Here is a 19554-nt window from a genome sequence, read left to right on the forward strand (position 1 = left end):
AGGTGAAAGCATGGAAAAGATCAAAAAACACATGAACTCGGCTTTTGAATGGTTGAGTCGTTATATTTCTCCAAGTCTTTTGGCCGTTTTAGGGATTGGGTTAGTGACAAGCATTTTGTTATTTGTTTATCCGATTAATGGCTTGGGAGATAATGGCGAGTATTTTCGTGTGTTAAATTCAAATAGTCTTTATCGTGTCAATGGTGATAGCTACGACAATGTGGCCTATTTTGTTAAGGACTTTTCAATTATGCGTTATTTTAATGAAACAACGACGCACTTTGTTTCCACTTAACAATTTTTCATTACCGTTGCCATTTGGCTTAATAAACTTTTTTATAGTCAAACACTTTTCGATATTCGTTTCTTAGGTTTCGTTTATCTTAGTTGTTTTTTAGTGTCAATTTATATTCTGGTACGAGGCTTAACCGAAGACGTATCTTTGAAAAAAAGTTATCTTATCTCCTTGTTGGTTATTTTCATCTTAGGGGATACCTCCTATACGATTTATTTTAATTCCTTTTATACAGAAGCGACGAGTTTTTTACTTTCTGTGAGTGTCTTAGCATTTTCTGTCTATTTTTATCGGGTGACGAAACCACGAACTTGGCTCAGAAGAATAATCTTAGTTATCTTGGCACAAGCAGTAGTACTTTTAATAGGAACAACACGCCAAGAATATTTGCTGATTATTGGTGTAATTATTGCTGGATTAGGATTTTTTGTCTACTTGTCACAACGTTATCAACGATTGTCAATGACGGCCTTTTTAATTGCACTGATTGGTTTTACAACGTTAGCAGCTTTTATTGTCCCTAACGATATCTATGAACGTGATGTCTACCATAGTATGACGCGCGGTGTAATGAAGGATAGTAAGGTTCCAGATAAACGGATGTCAGAGGGCGGAATTAACCCGCAATATGGGTTGCAAAAGGGACGTTCCTACTTTGAAGAATACAGTCCTGTATCACCAACTTCTGAACAAATGAAAAAAGATTTTTTTGATAAAACGAGTTTTGGATGGGTGTTATTGAATTATTTAAATTATCCATCTGAATTATGGCAAGGACTGAATTCAGCGGTCCCAAATGTTTACTTAGTAAAGCCTAATAATGTGGGGAATTTTGAGAAAACGACGGGGCGTGCACCGCTAGAACAATCTAAATTTTTTATGGTGTATAACCGTATTAAAGCCAGCTTTTTTCCTAAAAACTTTGCTTTCTATCTATTATTAGGCGTGATCCTGTTTGGTTTATATGGCGTTGGTTTATACAGAGGACTCAAGAGAAACGAACCGAGATTAGTTTTTCGCTTCTTTTTAATGACAGGGATTTATCTAAATTTATTAGTTGTTTTCATTTCAACAATTATTATTGATGGGGATAGTGACTTAGTACGTCATTTGTTTTTAGTCTCAGTATTTTTAGATTTTCTCTTGTTACAAATTGTTTCTGATGTTATTGGTAAACGAATGTGGCAAGATACAACACCACAAGTCATTGGGGAGGTAGAGAAAATTGAAAAATAAACAATATCTTATTGGCTGGGTGTGTGTCTTACTCTTTTTCGTTTTTTGCGGCTTTGCTAAACCGGCGCTGGCTGCACCAAGTAAACATGTCTTACTTGTCTATGACAGCTTGAATATTGCTGGAAAAAAAGAAAATGATGTGGATGCTTTACAACGAGTGTTGACGAGTTTTGGAGTAGAAGTTCAGAGTGTGGCGGTGTCAGATTATGTGCCTGGCGAATTGCTAAATGATGGCTATGACAGTTTGATTTCTATGGTGAATTGGCCTGAACAAGCCGGCGTTATTGCCTCTGATTTTCTAGCAGATCGAGTTCATTTTAAAGGTAAACAATTACACATTGGTCGAAACATGCGTGACGATGAAAAACAATATTTTAGCGGTACGTGGAAAGAATTAAGTCATCGTCAATATCGGTTAGAAGATGAAAAAAAACGCTTTTCTCAAGTATTGCCTTTTCAAGATCAATCAGTTGTGCTGGAAAATACGCAAGGTCAGACAGTTGGTCGATTAAAAACACAAGAATTAGTACCAGAAGAATATCCATTTGGTGTAATTGAGAATGGGCATGCTTTTCTACCAATGTTTGAACGCAAAGGCGCTGTTTTTTTAGAAAGCTTGGACGTGATTAGTCAATGGCTGGAAAGTGAAAAAATGTCACGGCCGTTTTTGACGATTTCTGATTTTAACCCGTTAAGAGATATGTCTGTGGCAACCTATTTGCAAGAAGAATTAGTTAAAACCACGTATCCTTATATTTTATCCAGTACGAGCGTTTCACAAAACAATACGATTTTACCTTATAAACTATTTACGAATGCGTTACGTGCATTTGCTTCGACGGGGGTTATTTTCTTAGAAACACCGGTCGTTAATAATGTTGATTTAAATGACCAACGTGCCTTGAAACAATTGATGGCGCAGCAGATTAGTTTATTGGTCGACAGACATGTCTATCCAGTAGGCATTTCTGCTCCAGGATATTGGAATCAAGACCTTCAATACCAAGAGGATGGTCTAGCAATTAGTGATACAGTGATTCTAAGAGAAAATCCGCCGATTGAACGTGTTTTTTATCGGAACCAAACGGGAGAATCAATCACTTATAAGAATGCTTTGTTTGATTTACCGTATGATTATTTATCGGGGATTGAATGGACGGATAAAGATAATCCGAATGACTATCGATTTCCAATGCCGACCACCATTAGTTTTTCATTTCCAAATTCTAAAAAAGAAGTGGATCATCTAATTCAAGAAGTCAAAGAAGCACCAATAGTGTTTAGTGTTTCAGAAGCGGATCAACATTTCACTGTTCAAACACAAACGCAGAAAATCGAATTTCGGAATAATCGGTTCTTCTTAAACAATCAAATTGTCAATGGTTTGGCTGATACAGGGGCCTCAACAGTTGAAAAACAACGATTTACAGGGTTATTTTCATTCTTTTTCAGTATCACAAACAATATTTTGATTGGCGTTGTTACACTGACTTTAATCATCCTGATTATTTTGTTTATGATTGGACGAAAGAATTATCGGTCGAAATATATTAATAAGGAGGAAGACAAATGACCATTGCTGACATTGTAATGTTAACAGCAACTATCATTATTTGGAGTCTACTAATTGTAAATATTCTCTTAGTTATTTTTGGCTATGTTTATTATTTAAAAACAGATCCTGTCGCACCGCCACCTGTAGAGGACGAAGATGCACCGTTTGTTTCAATTATGGTGCCGGCCCATAATGAAGGAATTGTCATTGTGCGGACAGTTGAAGCGTTATTGAATTTTAATTATCCGCAAGATCGCTATGAAATTATTGTGATTAATGACAACTCAAGTGATAATAGTGCCGAGCTTTTAGCGAATGTCAAAAAAAAGGCGGTTAATCGAAATTTGCAGATTATTAATACAGACAATATAACAGGTGGGAAAGGTAAGTCTAATGCCTTAAACATTGGTTTCAAGCAAGCCAAGGGGGACGTGATTGCCATTTATGATGCGGACAATACACCTGAACCGAATGCACTCCGTTATTTAGTTGGAGAGTTAATTGCTAGTGAGGAATACGGCGCGGTTATTGGTAAATTTAGAACGAGAAATCGCAATGCAAGCCTGTTGACACGCTTTATTAATATCGAAACACTTGCCTTTCAATGGATGGCACAAGCCGGTCGTTTTCAATTATTTAAGTTATGCACGATTCCTGGCACAAATTTCATTGTTCGTCGCAGTATTATTGAAGCCATTGGCGGCTGGGATGACAAAGCGTTAGCCGAAGATACAGAAATCAGTTTTCGCATCTATATGATGGGCTATAAAATTAAGTTTCAACCAAAAGCAGTGACGTGGGAGCAAGAGCCGCAAACTTTGTCTGTTTGGTTCCGACAACGGACGCGATGGGTCAAAGGCAATATTTATGTCATTGTTAAAAATGCTAAATTATTGTTTAATCCTAAAGCGAGTCGGATCCGTTTTGATATTTTATATTTCTTGTCTATTTATTTTCTCTTAATGACATCGCTCGTTTTGTCAGACATCATGTTAGTTTTATCAATGTCTGGTTACTTAACAACGACCCTGCAAGGATTTAGCAATTCCTTATGGTTGTTAGCGATTTTGTTATTTATTTTCAGTACTTTTGTCAGTATTACAACCGAAAAAGGCGAAATGACTTTAGAGAATATCTTAATTATTGCCTTGATGTATATTACATACAGTCAGATGTGGCTAGTAGTCGCCGCTTATGGCATGGTGATGTATATTAAAGAAAATGTTTTTCATAAACAAACACAAACAAAATGGTACAAAACTGAACGATTTAAATAAGGAGGAAACGTGCAATGAAACAAAAAACAGTCACTTTAATAGGGTTGTTCTTTCTGGCAATTCTAATTGGTGTCGCAAGTCCGACCGTATACGCCGAAAACAAAGAACAAGACAACCATACCTTTACACAACCTTTTCAAAATAAAACAATCTCTTTAACAGGTACTTCTGTCCGTAGCACCATGTATTTTACAAAAATTGATTATTGGGATGTAAAAAAAGCATCATTCAATATGACCTACCAAATCACACAATTAAAAAATAATCAGACCTCAGATTTAACTGTGGCAGTGAATGGTGTGAAGTTTTATTCTTGGCGTCCTGAAAATACGACTGGTATTCAACAAAAGACGATTGAAATCCCTTTAGAACTGATTAAAGAGACAAATACATTGACTGTTGAGGGCCAAATTATTAATCAGGCAGGAAACGACATGTATAATTTAATTGAAACTCCGGCAAATTGGTTAACGATGTATGAAGGATCTAACGTAAACTTCCAATACGATTTACAATTACCAGAGAATACGATTCATTCTTTTTATAATCATTTTGTGGGAGCAGACACGATTGCGAATAAACACAGTGTTATTTTGACACCAGAAAATGCATCGGAAAAAGAATTAGCTGCAGCGACCCATGCGTTAGCTGGTGCTGCTCGTTTGATTACTACCTCAGAAGAATTGTTACCAATGGCTTCTTTGAACAAAGAACAGTCAGCACCCTATCAGTTGATTATTGCCAGCTATGATAAATTACCAGATCAGTATAAAAGTCAAATCGATAGCAAACGTGTGGAGGACCAGGCTGTCTTAAAATTTTTCAATCAACCAGATAAGCATGTTTTAGTAGCTACTTCTAAAGATGAGGACTTACTTGTTCGTGCGGGACGTTATTTAGCAAACTATGAATTAATGACCCAAACAGATAAAGAAGAGACAACAGTTGATGAGAATACCGATACGTTTAGTTCAACTTTAGAATTTGATGGAAATTATCCATTAACCTCAACGGGGGATAAGCTAGAAGGGGCCTATCACCAAGAACAAACGTACTTTGTCAATTTACCAGTGGATCGAAACAATGCCAATGGAAGTCGCGTGCATTTTCATTTTAAATACGCTGAAAACTTAGATTTTGATTCTTCTTTAGTGACGGTCTATGCCAATGATAAACCAATTGGCAGCAAGAAATTAAGCGCTGCTCGTGCGAACGGTGATGAATTAAATCTCGAATTTCCAAAGAACTTAGAAATTGCTGATAGTTTTGTTTTAAAAGTTGCTTTTGATTTGAATGTTAAATCACCAGAAGTTTTGCGAAATGGTCAGACTCCATGGGCCTTTATTGAAAATAATTCAAATGCGTTTATTCAAACAGAAGAACTGAATGACATATTATTTAACAACTATCCGAACATTTTTATCAGAAGCCGTTCTTTTGCTGATTTAGCGATTTTATTACCAGAAAAAATGGACGACAACTATTTTAAAGTGTTGACCAATTTATTTAACTTAATTGGTAATTATGCCGAAAGTAATGTCGGTGAGATTACGTATTATAAAAAAGCGCCTAAAAATGCGGCATTAGAAAATCATAACTTGATTATTTTTGGTACGCCTAAGGATAATCCGATGATTCGTAAGTTAAACGATCAGTTGTATTTCCATTATGATAAGGACTTCACACGTTTTGTTTCAAACGAGAAACTGAGCATTGAAAAAGATTATGGCAAACAAATCGGTACGGCGCAGTTAATGTTTTCTCCATATAATGCGAAAGCTGCGGCGTTAATCTTAACAGGAGCTAAATCACAAGGTGTCTTTTTAGCCTCTACACAAGTAAATACAGAGAAGAATACTTCTATGTACAAAGGAGATGCCATTGTGGTCGATCCGAACTATCGTCGCTATGATTATCGTTTCAAAAAACGTGTAAGCAACGTTAGCAACGAATCATTAGGTAAACGAATTGTCAATAATCATAAATTAATGATTTATCTATTTGTCTTCTTAATTGGTATGACCATTATTGGATTAAGTGCGTTCTTCATCGTGAAGAAGAATTTGAAAGGTGGGGAATAGAGTGAATCAAAAACGAGTGACCTTACTTTTGGATTTAACTTTGTTGGCAGGAATTGTTTTGGTTGTCGGCACAACCATCTTTATGGCCTTAGGAACGAATGATTTCTTTGTGGACTTAAGTTGTCTATTAATTTCAGTTATCTTAATTATTGTTACCTATTTTGTAGGGATTACAGCGGGGTTAACATTTTCGCTTATATTTATTTTTCTACAATTGACTTATGTTGTATATCAGTATGTCTATCATGATTTGTTTAGCTATGGCTCATTATTTTGGCTAATCATGCCGCCGCTCTACTGTTTAACAATCTATGCAGTGACTTATCAAATTCGTACGATTGAAGAAGAAAATATTCGCTTACGTAAAGAAACTTCTCAGTTAAATGCGTTAGATGCAGTAACCAATTTAAGAACAGCAAAAATGTACGAAGAAGGATTCGATTTATTTTCTGACATTTCTACACGTTATGAAGCGCCGTTATATTTAGTCGTGATCCGAGTGGCCTATTGGGAAAGTATTCGTAACTTATTAAGTCCTGAACAAAAAAATGAATTGCTACAAATCGTGACAGCGGCGATTAAAGAGACAACGGATGATCGCTTCTTACCATACTTTATCGACGGCACACCGCCAACTTGGGCGTTATTAATTTTCCGCGATGGGGATGACGGATACACTACTAGAAAAGAATTCAAACAACAAGCTCAAGAGAAATTTGCCCATTCTGAAACCTTAAGGAATATTACTTTGACATTACAAGTTTCCTATACCAAATATGATCCTGCCGAATTTAACAACGCTTCAGAATTTTTAGGGGATGGAATTAATTCTCTTCAATATGATGTTTAAAAAGGAGGCAAACAAATGACTGAAAAAATTGCTGTTTTTACAGGGAATTTAGCAGAGGCTGGTGTGATAAATGAGACGCAGCCATTGTCAATGCGATTGCATTTAGAAAATATCCAAGCAGAAAGTGATCCAGAATCCATCGTGCCCTTATTTTCTCATGGGGTAATTTTAAACATACTTGTTGAACAGTTAGAGGAAAGTATCCCACTGTCTCACTTGAAAAAAGGGACAAAAGTCCGTTTCACAGTCGTAGGCTTGCCGCCGATGACTATGTCGATTCCACCGCATGTTGGTGGGCAAGCGATTGAATTGATAGAAGAAATCTAAAAAGCTTCTGCATTAGCTATGATTATTAGCTAATGCAGAAGCTTTTTTATTCAAAGGTCATTCTTTCAATTCGATCGAACGCTTCCTTTAATAAATCTAAATTTTGTGTTGCGGCTAAGCGAATGTACTCATCGCCCGTTGTTTCACCAAATGCTTTTCCAGGAATCACTAATACCTGTGTCTCTTTTAAAAGCTTTTCCACAAAAGGGACGGAAGTTAGTCCAGTTTTTTGAATATTAATGAAGGCGTAAATACTTCCTTTGACTGGATGAAGCGAAAGGAAAGGGATCTTTGCTACTCGTTGGGCCACATACTCTAAACGTGTTTGGAACACTTCAACGATTGGGTCTACAAATTCGTCAAAATGTTGTAACGCATAGATTCCTGCTTGCTGTGACAACGTAGGCGCAGAATACGTAACGCCTTCATTAATTAATTTGGCTACTTCGTTAATATAGTCTGGGGCAATCATATAACCAATACGCCAACCAGTCATTGCAAAGGCCTTTGAAAAGCTACCAAAAGTGATAGTATTTTCTGGAGCAAACGTAGCCATGGGAGTAAACGTTTCTTGGAAACAAAAGGCTTCATAAACTTCATCTGAAAGAATGTATAAATTGTGTTCAATCGCTACCTGTGCGATTTCTCTGAAAGTTTCTTCAGAGAAAACAGCGCCTGTCGGGTTATTCGGTGAATTTAGAATAATCGCTTTGGTTTTAGGCGTGATTTTTTCTTTCAAAAGAGCTACATCAATTTGGAAACCATCTTCTTCATAGGTTGGCAAAAAGACCGGAACACCATCTGCTAAAAGGACTTGGTCTTTATAAGGAGAGAAGTAAGGTTCATGAATAATCACTTCATCTCCAGGATTTAGAATCACTTGTAAGGCAAGGTACATTCCGTGCAGAGCGCCAACTGTGGCCCGGACTTGATTCGGTTGAAAGGATAATTGATAATGTGACTGATAAAACTGAATGACCGCCTCAATGAATGCCTCGCTACCATCAGAAGCGGTATATTTTGTATGCCCATTTTTGGCATCGTTAGCTGCTTGTTCGATAATCCGCTCATCGGTAATTAAGTCAGGGTCACCAATCGATAAATCGATTAAATTTGGGGTCTTTTTCGCCAATGTTGCAATATCCATGAGTAAATTTTCAGTAGGTTGTTGGTAACGTGTTGCGATATTCTTGCGATCCATACCAGGTGCTCCTTTTTATAAAACTTTTCTTAGAAAATCTTGTGTTCTTGGGTTTTGTGGCGCATCAAAAATTTCTTCAGGTGTGCCTTCTTCTTGAATAATTCCTGCATCCATAAAAATGACACGGTCCGCAACTTCTTTTGCGAAGCCCATTTCATGGGTAACCACTACCATTGTCATCCCTTCAATAGCTAAATTTTTCATAACGGATAGCACTTCGCCCACCATTTCAGGGTCTAAGGCAGAAGTTGGTTCATCGAACAGCATCACGTCAGGACGCATGGCTAAAGCGCGAGCAATCGCTACCCGTTGTTGTTGCCCACCAGAAAGTTGAGCGGGATAATTTTCTTTTTTATCTGATAAACCAACTTGTTCCAGTAAAGAAAGAGCATGTTCTGTGGCTTCAGCAGCGGCTTCTTTTTTTACTTTAACAGGACTAATCGTTAAGTTTTCCAAGACATTTTTATGCGGGAAAAGATTGAAATTTTGGAATACCATTCCCATTTTTTGACGAAGTTGATCAATGTTGGTATTTTTATCTAATAAATTTTTTCCTTCAAATTCAACGCTGCCACCAGTTGGTGTTTCTAATAAGTTCAAGCAACGTAAAAAAGTACTTTTACCACTGCCAGAAGGGCCAATAATTACGACAACTTCACCAGCTTCAATTTCTAAGTCAATTCCTTTAAGTACTTCATTTTTTCCGAATGTTTTCTGTAAGTTTTTAATGTTAATCACTAGTACTCATTCTCCTTTCAGCAACACCTAATAGACGCGAGATAGTAAAGGTTAGGACGAAATAAATCAACGATACAATTAAGTAAGGTAAGAAGGGTTTAAAACTTGCTCCTTGAACGTTGCCAGCTTGGAAAATTAGTTCCGAAACGCCAATGACTGAAACAACGGAAGATTCTTTAATTACTGTAACAAATTCATTGCCTAACGCTGGTAAAATATTTTTAATAGCTTGTGGGAAAATGATGTATCGCATTGCTTGGTTTTGATTCATTCCCAAAGAACGAGCAGCTTCCAATTGTCCTTTATTAACTGCCTGAATACCAGCACGAATAATTTCTGCTACATATGCACCACTGTTTAGAGAAAGGGCAATACAACCAGCTGCTACTTTTGATAAGTCTAAACCAAGAACGCCTGTCCCGAAATAGACAATAAAAATTTGAACAAGCAAAGGAGTGCCACGAACATATTCGATATAAGCAATGGCAATGCCACGTAAAATTTTGGAATTGGCTAACTTCATTAAGGCAAGTAATGCCCCTAAAATGGCACCAAACAAAACACCAATGAAAGCTAGGAAAATGGTATAGCCTGCACCGTTAAGGTAGAACTTTCCATACTTTTGTAAAAAGCTTTGATCTTTTTGGAACATTAATTGATTGGCTTCTTTTTTATAACCGTCCATTAATTTTTGATCATTAATTTGTTTAATAGAGGCATTTACTTTCTCCGTCAAAACGGGCGCATCTTTAGGAAAAGCAACGGCAGTATCTTTTGAGCCTTTTTCAAAGGTAACATCAGCAAAAGCTAAATCCTCATTTTGAGAAACATAGGCTTCGCCAACCGGTTCTTCCATAACGACTGCATCTAATTTATTATTTTTTAGATTCATAATTAAATCTGGAATTTTTTGAAGAGAAGTAGGGACAGCACCGGTTAATTCGGTTTTAATTAATTCTTCTTGTGTCGTTTGCTTTTGGGCACCTGCACGAACGCCTTCGAAATCTTTAGTGGAATGAAATTTATCTTTGTCTTCTTTCCGAACAATGACTCTTTGTTGAACGTTCATATATGGTTGAGAAAAAGCTACTTCTTTTAATCGTTCAGGCGTTGGCGACATGCCAGAGATGACCATGTCAATCTTGCCAGTTTTTAAGGCCCCTAACAGAGCATCAAAGCCTAGTTCTTCGATTTTTAATTTAACGCCTAAATCGTCAGCAATTTTTTGAGCAATAGAAATATCAAAACCGACAATTTTATCTTCACCATCTACTTTTGCATGAAATTCATAAGGGGCATAGTCTGCGGATAAGCCGACAACTAGTTCTCCCTTTTGGATGATTTTGTCATAGACTGGATCGTTTTCGGCTGCAAAAGTTTCTTTAATAGGTAATAATGAGAGCAACAAGAATAAAATTGGTAAAATCGTCTGTAGCCATTTTTTACATTTGGTCATTTGCGTAAACTCCTTTTTGTATTATTTTTATAAATATTCAAAAAAAGCGAATAAATGTATAAAAATTTATTGTGTTATGATGTGGTTTATCATATCATAGAATATGTAAAAGGAAAAGTAGTAGAGTTGAAAAAATACAACTTTTTCAAAAAAATTTTCAAAAGTCAAAAATGAAGGGGATTTTCAAGATGGAACAATCATTAATTGTGAGAGGGACACCACAAGAGTATCTTTGCGAAATTGGTTCGTGGGAATTATTAGAAGGACAACTATTATGCAGAAATATTCATCGTGTATTCATTTTACACGGGACTGAGTCATGGCAAGCGGCAAAACCGTATTTTCCGACGTTTCAAAAAGTAACAGCTGTTTTTGAAAACTATGGAGGTGTTTGTACAGATCAACGTGTGCAAGAGTTAGAAGCGCAAGTGCTGGACAATCATTTAGAGGCCATCGTCGCTGTCGGTGGAGGAAAAGTGGCCGACTTGGGCAAAGCCTTAGCACACAAAATGGCGTTACCGGTAATTATTTTGCCCACTTTAGCAGCTACTTGTGCACCGTGCACGCCATTGAGTGTAATGTATCGAGAAGATGGAGCAATGGAACGGTATGACGTTTTTCCGCAAGCAAACGCTTTGGTGTTGGTAGAACCAAGAGTGTTATTGCATTCGCCTCGGTCCTTAATGGTGGCAGGTATTGGGGATACATTAGCTAAATGGTACGAAGCAGATGCGATTATTTCGCAGTTAGACGTCCAAGTGTTACCTATTCAAGTTTCTCATTTTGCCGCGGAAAAATGCCGCGATATTTTGTTAAATGAAAGTATCAATGCTTTAAAAGCGATGGAAGAGCAACAATTAAATCAATCGTTTATTGATGTCATCGAAACAAATTTAATTATTGGTGGAATGGTGGGTGGCTTTGGCGATGATTATGGTCGGACAGCGGGTGCCCATTCCATTCATGATGCACTAACTTTGCTGCCAGCTAGCCATCAACAATTGCATGGAAACAAAGTGGCGTATGGTGTGTTTGTTCAATTAGCCATTGAAGAGAAATGGCAAGAAATCGCTGAATTGATTCCTTTCTATCACCAACTAGGTTTGCCTATTTCTTTAAAAGAAATGGACATGGACTTAACTGAAGCCGAGTATCAAGAAGTAGCAGAACGTGCTTGTATAGAAGGCGAAACGATTCATTATATGAAACAAAAAATTACCCCTGAAATTGTGAAAACAGCGATGCAAGATTTAGAAAAATATACAGCGACAAAATAAGCGCCAAACAGCAACTAGTTCATTTGAATTATTTGAACTAGTTGCTGTTTTTTAAGGATCCTTTTTTGAAAAAAGAAACCTTGAGAAATCCTTGCAAATTCAATAAAAAAAAAGTATGATGATGGGAGGACAAATTATAGTAGAAAGTAGGGAAATGAATGACGGAACCAGCCATTCGTTATCGTTTAATTAAAAAAGATAAACACACAGGTGCGCGTTTAGGTGAATTAATTACTCCTCACGGCACATTTCCAACACCAATGTTTATGCCGGTAGGTACACTTGCGACAGTTAAAACAATGTCACCAGAAGAATTAAAAGAAATGGGTGCCGGTGTTATTTTAAGTAATACTTACCATTTATGGTTACGCCCAGGTGAAGATTTAGTCGAAGAAGCAGGCGGTTTACACAAATTTATGAACTGGGATCAACCTATTTTAACTGATTCAGGTGGCTTCCAAGTCTTCTCATTAAGTGATATGCGGAAAATCGAAGAAGAAGGTGTGCATTTTAGAAATCATTTAAATGGTTCAAAAATGTTCCTTTCTCCAGAAAAAGCGATCAATATTCAAAATAAATTAGGATCAGATATTATGATGAGCTTTGATGAATGTCCACCATTTGATGAAAGCTATGAGTATGTCAAACGCTCGATTGAACGGACTTCTCGTTGGGCCGAGCGTGGCTTAAAAGCCCATGCGAATCCTGATAGACAGGGATTATTCGGTATTGTTCAAGGTGCGGGATTTGAAGATTTACGTCGTCAAAGTGCTAAAGATTTAGTGAGTATGGATTTTCCTGGCTATTCGATTGGTGGCTTATCTGTTGGTGAGTCTAAGGAAGAAATGAACCGAGTCTTAGACTTTACGACACCGTTAATTCCTGAAAATAAACCACGTTACTTAATGGGTGTGGGTGCCCCTGATTCATTAATTGATGGAGTGATTCGTGGGATTGACATGTTTGATTGTGTGTTACCAACACGTATTGCGCGCAATGGTACTTGTATGACTTCACAAGGTCGCTTGGTTGTTAAAAATGCCCAATATGCAAGAGATTTTCGTCCGCTTGATGAGAAATGTGATTGTTATGTTTGTCGTAATTATACGCGGGCCTATATTCGTCATTTGATTAAATGTGATGAAACATTCGGAATCCGTTTAACATCGTATCATAATTTATACTTCTTGTTAGACTTAATGAAAAATGTCCGTCAAGCAATTATGGACGACAATTTATTAGAATTCCGACAAGCGTTTTTTGAAGAATATGGCTTTAATAAAGCGAATGCAAAAAGTTTCTAAAAATTAGAGGAAAAAACTAGTTCTTCAAGCATTTTTTTGATACAGTTAGTAGTGTGAATAATGCAGAGTGAGGTGAAACAAATGGGTGGCGGATTTACAATGATTTTTACATTAGTCCTTCTAGGAGGAATGATGTTTTTCATGACACGTTCTCAAAAGAAACAACAGCAAGAACGTCAAAAACAACTAAACGCAATGAAAACTGGCGATAGTGTTGTCACAATTGGTGGTTTACATGGTGTTTTAAGTGAAATCAACGAAAAAACAGTTTTAATCGATTGCGAAGGTATTGTCTTAGAATTTGACCGTGCAGCAATTCGAACTGTAACACCTGGAACTGCTGTTACAAATGATTCAGCAGTAACTAGTGTACCAGTCACAGAAGTTGAAGAGACAGTCACAGAAGAAGTAACTGAAGTTCCTGAAACATCAGATCCTTCAAAAGAAAAGAAAGACTAAACGAATCAACTGATTCATTTAATGGTTAAAGAGAGCGGAACAGGCTTTTCAAAGGCGAAACTGTGACCAGTAGTCACGCGAGAAAGCCAATAAGAAGAGATAATTCCTATTCCGCTCGTGTCGTTTATCTTAAAATGTAGGACTAGGAAGGTAGGTCATTTGGACTTACGTCCTAAGTCCTTTTTAACTATTAAGTTTACAAAAAAGGTTCCTTTTTATAATGTTGGAAGATAGTTAAATAGTGAGCAATCTTTCGCTTGGTTGGAAGGAGAAGAGCCCATGACAAAGGAAAAATTAAGTTGGTTACAACAAAAAATGCTCAATAAAAGTATTAAAAAGAAGTGCCAAAATTTTCGTGAACTAGGTTATTCTTCCATCAACGAAGAAGATTTATTGACTTATTTACTCACCTATCGTTGGAAAAAACAAACCCATTTATCTGTCAAAGACTGTCGTAAAGACATTCAGAAGGTTAAGCCAAATGAATTTTTTGACTATCAACAATTATTGGCACAGACATCAAAAAAACCTTTAAGGGACTGGCATGATATTGAAGACTTATTCTAGAAAAAAGAATAGGTCTTTTTTTTGAGATAAAAAAATTATAAATAGTTGTGAAAAATATCACAAAAACTATTTACAAGATCCATTTTATGTTGTATGATGTGAATGTGAAATAGTTAACAAAGTTTTTTTAAAATGAAACTCTTAGGAGGATGAACATGGTTAAAACAGTAAAAAAAGAAAAGACAGAAACAGTTGATGTTTCATCAATGATTGATGAATTAGCAACAAAAGCGAATGTCGCTTTAAAAGCAATGGAAGATTTTACACAAGAACAAGTAGATCACATTGTCCATCAAATGGCAATGGCGGCGTTAGACCAACATATGCCTTTAGCAAAAATGGCTGTCGAAGAAACTGGCCGTGGAATCTATGAAGATAAAGCAATCAAAAATATGTATGCATCTGAATACATTTGGAATAATATTAAACATGATAAAACAGTGGGTGTAATTAACAAAGACGAACAAACCGGTTTAATGGAAATTGCTGAGCCAGTTGGCGTGGTATGTGGGGTCACACCAACAACAAACCCAACGTCAACAACTATTTTTAAATCACTAATTGCCTTAAAAACAAGAAATCCAATTGTTTTTGCTTTCCATCCTAGCGCACAAAAATGTTCGGCAGAAGCGGCACGTATTGTACGGGATGCGGCGATTGCAGCAGGTGCACCAGAAAATTGTATTCAATGGATTGAACAACCATCGATTGATGCAACATCTGCTTTGATGAATCATCCAGGGATTGCCATTGTTTTAGCAACTGGTGGCGCAGGTATGGTAAAATCTGCATACTCAACAGGTAAACCAGCACTAGGCGTTGGTCCTGGGAACGTACCAGCTTATATTGAAAAAACGGCTAAAGTAAAACGTGCTGTTAATGATTTAATTGTTTCAAAATCATTTGATAATGGAATGATTTGTGCTTCTGAGCAAGCGGTCATTGTGGATAAAGAAATTTATGCTTCTGTCAAAGCTGAGTTTGAAGCACACAATGTTTACTTCGTGAAACCGAATGAATTACAAAAACTAGAAGATGCAGTGATGAATGAAGGCAAATACGCAGTAAATCCAGCGATTGTCGGTAACTCTGCAGAAAAAATTGCTGAATTAGCAGGAATTAGCGTACCAAAAGGCACAAAAATTTTAGTCGCTGAATTAGAAGGTGCAGGTCCAGAATATCCATTATCAAGAGAAAAATTATCGCCAGTTTTAGCAATGATGAAATCAAACAATGCAGAGCATGCTTTTGAACTATGTGAAGCGATGTTAAACTTAGGTGGTTTAGGACATACAGCAGTAATTCATACAGAAGATGAAGAGTTACAAGTTGCTTTTGGTTTACGTATGAAAGCTTGTCGTATTTTAGTGAATACTCCATCAGCAGAAGGCGGTATCGGTAACATTTATAACGAAATGATTCCATCCTTAACACTTGGTTGTGGTTCATACGGGAAAAACTCTGTTTCTAAAAACGTATCAGCCATTAACTTAATTAATATTAAAACGGTAGCGAAACGGAGAAATAATATGCAATGGTTTAAATTACCTCCAAAAATTTTCTTTGAAAAAAATTCTTTACAATATCTACAAAAAATGGAAAATGTTGAACGTGTCATGTTAGTTTGTGACCCAGGTATGGTTCAATTTGGCTATGCAGATATCGTACGTAAAGAGCTACAAAAACGTAAAAATGATGTGAAAATCGAAGTATTTTCTGATGTTGAACCAAACCCATCAACAAATACTGTTTATGCAGGTACCAAAATGATGGTTGATTTCCAACCAGATACAGTGATTGCCTTGGGTGGCGGTTCTGCAATGGATGCGGCGAAAGGCATGTGGATGTTCTATGAACACCCAGATACAGAGTTCTTTGGTGCAAAACAAAAATTCTTAGATATCCGCAAACGGACATATAAAATTGCCAAACCAGAAAAAACACAATTTGTTTGTATCCCAACTACTTCAGGAACTGGTTCAGAAGTTACACCATTTGCCGTTATTACTGATAGTGAAACACACGTGAAATATCCGTTAGCAGACTATGCGTTAACACCAGATGTAGCGATTGTTGATCCACAGTTCGTAATGTCTGTGCCAGCTTCAGTCACTGCAGATACAGGTATGGATGTTTTAACACATGCTATTGAATCTTATGTTTCCGTGATGGCTTCAGATTACACACGTGGTTTAAGTTTACAAGCAATCAAGTTAGTTTTCGATCATTTAGAAAATTCAGTGAAACGTCCAGATATGGAATCTCGCGAAAAAATGCATAATGCATCAACCATGGCAGGGATGGCATTTGCCAATGCATTCTTAGGTATTTGTCACTCTATTGCTCATAAAATTGGTGGGGAATATGGCATTCCACATGGTCGTACAAATGCGATTTTATTACCACATATTATTCGTTACAATGCGAAAGATCCATCAAAACACGCAATGTTCCCTAAATATGATTACTTCCGCGCCGATACTGATTATGCAGACATTGCAAAATTCTTAGGCTTAAAAGGAAATACTACCGCAGAATTAGTAGAAGCTTTAGCAACAGCAGTAGCAGACTTAGGTAAATCAGTCGGAATTGACATGAACTTGAAAGCCCAAGGTGTCTCACAAGAAACATTAGACACAACGGTTGATCGTATGGCAGAACTTGCATATGAAGACCAATGTACAACTGCAAATCCGAAAGAACCATTAATTAGTGAACTAAAACAAATTATCTTAGATGCTTATGTAGGATAAAAGAACTCAAATAAAGAGACCAGAACATTAATGTTCTGGTCTCTTTAACGTTTTGCGAAAACAGTGCTGTCGATACCACGGTTATGACACCAATTAACTAAAACTGGATCGAGGATAAGTGCGGTACTCGTCAATTCTTCTGTCGTCTTTTTTCCTAAAAGAGTATAAAGCATTTTCACTTCTTCTTGCCATTGCTGTACAAGGGCTAAGGTATTTTCTAAACCATTTTTACTCATAAGGGAAGCTAAGATAGTCCCAGCAACTCCCATGCTTTTGGCACCTAAAGCGAGTCCTTTGACAATATCAAGAGAGTTACGCACACCGCCAGAGCCGAGAATAGTTAGTTTCTTTTGCCAATTTTGTGATTCCAGAAGAGAGATAACCGTTGATTGCCCCCAATCATCTAAGAAAGAAAGTTCGCGTTTTTTCCGCCGGGCATTTTCAATTTGTGTAAAACTCGTTCCGCCTTGGCCGCTCACATCCGCTGCTTGAACGCCGATAGAGGTGAGTTTTTCTAAGGTTTCTTGGCTCATGCCAAAGCCAACCTCTTTGACAATGACAGGCACTTCAACGGCCTGTACGATAGCTTCAATCTTGGTTAGCCAATTAGTGAAATCACGATCTCCTTCAGGCATGACCAATTCTTGGGGCACATTTACATGGATTTGTAAGGCATTCGCTTGAAATAAATCAAGCGCTCGCTTTGCTTCTTCCACACCCAAACCTGCACCAATATTGGCAAAAATGAGTCCATCTGGGTTTTCTTTTCGCATAATTTGATACGTATCCGCTAAACTAGCATCTTTTAACGCTGCCGAGACAGATCCTGTCGCAACTAAAAGGCCAGTTTCTTTGGCAATAATGCCTAATTGCTGATTAATTTCTTTTGCACGCTGACTACCACCTGTCATTGCATTGACATAAAAAGGTTGGGGAAGCTGAAAAGAAAGAAACGAAGTGGAAATATCCACTTCGTTAACAGCGGATTCAGCAAACGATTGGTGAACAAAACGCACACGATCAAAGTCATTACTTTTTTCTTTGTGGAACGCTTTAGCTAATGATAGATGTTCATCTTTTCGATTCATGCTTCTCCTTACACTCCTTTTGACCATAGGTATAGACGTGAAGTGGCAGTGGGGTAATTCCGTCTTTTTCCCAAGCAGTCATTAATGGTAAAATCCCAGATTTTTGGCGGAAAATTACAATCCCACAATCGCCCCCGCCAGCGCCAGAAGATTTCGCAGCTCCTGTATAAGATTCAGCCAAATCACAAAGATTTTTCAAGGCTTCTGTTTCGATTACCACACCAGTTAGTGAAGATAATTCGGCGAGCAATTGGCGATTTTTAGTAATTTGTTTTTGAATAACAGAAATTTTTCCTGTGTTAAAGCCATTAATCATTGTTTCGACACAAAGCCGACTTTTCATTAAGAACTGCTCATAAGCCGCTTGTTTTTCTTCTTTTGATTGATGGACTCGATCAACTAAGTCAGAAGTGGACGCAGGGCTACCTGTCCAACCAATTAGTAAACGTAGTTGTTTCGGTACTTTTAACGGAAAAATCATTAATTCAGGCCAGTCCATTGCTAACAAATCAGTTAATGTTTCAGTGGCTACTTTTTGGTTGACCCAATCATGATCGAAGGTTGAAAAGGCAATCCAGCCCCCGTAACAGCTGGCAGCGATATCTCCACAGGAACCATTTCCTTGAACGGCTAAGTGAGCTAATGCTGATAATTTGAAAATTTCCTCATTTTCCAAACCTAAATCATAAAAAATATTCAAGGCTTTGACAGTTCCAACGGTTACCGCACCGCTTGAACCAAGACCATATTTTCGTCCATTTGAACTATCTAATTCACTCGTCACTTTTAAATGATAAAATGACAATTCTTTGTTTTGCTCTTGCGCATATTTTTCAGTTAGATGAATCGCCGCTAAAACATAATGAAAAGGATTTTCGCGAATATCTAATACAAGCTCACCATTTCGGCGTGTCCAACGAATAGGTAACGAGCTGTATTGTGCAGATTGAATACTGCCTTCATCTGTTGTTTCTTCGACAGTTACAGTTACGAATTGATCCACAGCAACGATAATGGCAGGGTGGCCAGGTTCAACAACGGCATATTCTCCTGCAATAAATAACTTTCCTGGCGTAGTAACTTCAATCAT

At 37.3% G+C, this 19554-nt stretch carries 15 protein-coding genes and 1 pseudogene; 11 read left to right on the forward strand and 5 right to left on the reverse strand.

Annotation, left to right across the window (positions count from 1 at the left end):
• Window positions 1-10 precede the first annotated feature (10 nt).
• The 6 genes and pseudogenes from IGM13_RS03800 to IGM13_RS03825 all read left to right on the forward strand — a co-directional run bounded on the left by IGM13_RS03800 (window position 11) and on the right by IGM13_RS03825 (window position 7621).
• A pseudogene (locus IGM13_RS03800) lies at window positions 11-1531 on the forward strand (hypothetical protein).
• Window positions 1521-3104, forward strand: coding sequence for a hypothetical protein (locus IGM13_RS03805; RefSeq protein WP_002419371.1), 1584 nt, complete (start codon window positions 1521-1523; stop codon window positions 3102-3104). Before IGM13_RS03800 ends, IGM13_RS03805 begins: the two are co-directional and overlap by 11 nt.
• Window positions 3101-4363 carry a glycosyltransferase gene (locus tag IGM13_RS03810; protein WP_002415919.1) on the forward strand — a complete coding sequence of 421 codons (1263 nt, stop codon included), beginning with the start codon at window positions 3101-3103 and terminating at the stop codon, window positions 4361-4363. Before IGM13_RS03805 ends, IGM13_RS03810 begins: the two co-directional genes overlap by 4 nt.
• Window positions 4364-4377: 14 nt before the next feature.
• On the forward strand, window positions 4378-6444 hold the full coding sequence (locus IGM13_RS03815) for a cellulose biosynthesis cyclic di-GMP-binding regulatory protein BcsB (protein ID WP_002419370.1): 2067 nt from the start codon (window positions 4378-4380) through the stop codon (window positions 6442-6444).
• A complete protein-coding gene (locus IGM13_RS03820; RefSeq protein ID WP_002419369.1) occupies window positions 6434-7294 on the forward strand; it encodes a hypothetical protein in 861 nt (286 codons plus the stop codon). The genes IGM13_RS03815 and IGM13_RS03820 overlap by 11 nt, the downstream gene beginning before the upstream one ends.
• A 15-nt stretch (window positions 7295-7309) precedes the next feature.
• Entirely contained in the window at window positions 7310-7621 is a 312-nt protein-coding gene (locus IGM13_RS03825; protein ID WP_002419368.1) for a hypothetical protein, read from the forward strand.
• Window positions 7622-7667: 46 nt separating this feature from the next.
• Here the strand turns inward: IGM13_RS03825 and IGM13_RS03830 are convergent, their stop codons facing one another.
• From IGM13_RS03830 to IGM13_RS03840, 3 genes are read right to left on the reverse strand one after another with little or no spacing between them, the layout of a single operon-like run.
• Window positions 7668-8822 (reverse strand): pyridoxal phosphate-dependent aminotransferase, encoded by a 1155-nt coding sequence (locus IGM13_RS03830; RefSeq protein WP_002355768.1) that lies wholly within the window; start codon window positions 8820-8822, stop codon window positions 7668-7670.
• A 15-nt stretch (window positions 8823-8837) separates the two neighbouring features.
• On the reverse strand, window positions 8838-9560 hold the full coding sequence (locus tag IGM13_RS03835; RefSeq protein ID WP_002355769.1) for an amino acid ABC transporter ATP-binding protein: 723 nt from the start codon (window positions 9558-9560) through the stop codon (window positions 8838-8840).
• Window positions 9553-11016: an ABC transporter permease subunit gene (locus IGM13_RS03840; RefSeq protein WP_002355770.1), complete on the reverse strand. Its 1464-nt coding sequence runs from the start codon at window positions 11014-11016 to the stop codon at window positions 9553-9555. Before IGM13_RS03840 ends, IGM13_RS03835 begins: the two co-directional genes overlap by 8 nt.
• A 170-nt stretch (window positions 11017-11186) precedes the next feature.
• On the opposite strand from IGM13_RS03840, the gene IGM13_RS03845 reads away from it, so the two are divergent.
• From IGM13_RS03845 to adhE, 5 genes are all read left to right on the forward strand, one after another.
• The gene (locus tag IGM13_RS03845) at window positions 11187-12293 is read left to right on the forward strand and encodes an iron-containing alcohol dehydrogenase family protein (RefSeq protein ID WP_002376081.1); all 1107 of its coding nucleotides are present in this window, start codon (window positions 11187-11189) and stop codon (window positions 12291-12293) included.
• Between the two features lie 158 nt (window positions 12294-12451).
• On the forward strand, window positions 12452-13597 hold the full coding sequence (tgt, locus tag IGM13_RS03850; RefSeq protein WP_002355772.1) for a tRNA guanosine(34) transglycosylase Tgt: 1146 nt from the start codon (window positions 12452-12454) through the stop codon (window positions 13595-13597).
• A gap of 60 nt (window positions 13598-13657) precedes the next feature.
• The gene (gene yajC / locus IGM13_RS03855; RefSeq protein ID WP_002383336.1) at window positions 13658-14056 is read left to right on the forward strand and encodes a preprotein translocase subunit YajC; all 399 of its coding nucleotides are present in this window, start codon (window positions 13658-13660) and stop codon (window positions 14054-14056) included.
• 261 nt (window positions 14057-14317) lie between these two features.
• Entirely contained in the window at window positions 14318-14623 is a 306-nt protein-coding gene (locus IGM13_RS03860; protein WP_002383337.1) for a post-transcriptional regulator, read from the forward strand.
• Between the two features lie 155 nt (window positions 14624-14778).
• Complete coding sequence (gene adhE, locus IGM13_RS03865; RefSeq protein ID WP_002388933.1) at window positions 14779-17376, forward strand: bifunctional acetaldehyde-CoA/alcohol dehydrogenase; 2598 nt, start codon at window positions 14779-14781, stop codon at window positions 17374-17376.
• A 44-nt stretch (window positions 17377-17420) separates the two neighbouring features.
• Here adhE and fni read toward each other — a convergent pair whose 3' ends face one another.
• Together fni and IGM13_RS03875 are read right to left on the reverse strand one after the other, a co-directional pair.
• Entirely contained in the window at window positions 17421-18464 is a 1044-nt protein-coding gene (gene fni, locus IGM13_RS03870; RefSeq protein WP_002381302.1) for a type 2 isopentenyl-diphosphate Delta-isomerase, read from the reverse strand.
• Window positions 18448-19554 carry a phosphomevalonate kinase gene (locus IGM13_RS03875; protein ID WP_002355777.1) on the reverse strand — a complete coding sequence of 369 codons (1107 nt, stop codon included), beginning with the start codon at window positions 19552-19554 and terminating at the stop codon, window positions 18448-18450. Before IGM13_RS03875 ends, fni begins: the two co-directional genes overlap by 17 nt.

The organism is Enterococcus sp. DIV0561, from assembly GCF_050539875.1.
In the GTDB taxonomy this organism is placed as follows: domain Bacteria; phylum Bacillota; class Bacilli; order Lactobacillales; family Enterococcaceae; genus Enterococcus; species Enterococcus faecalis.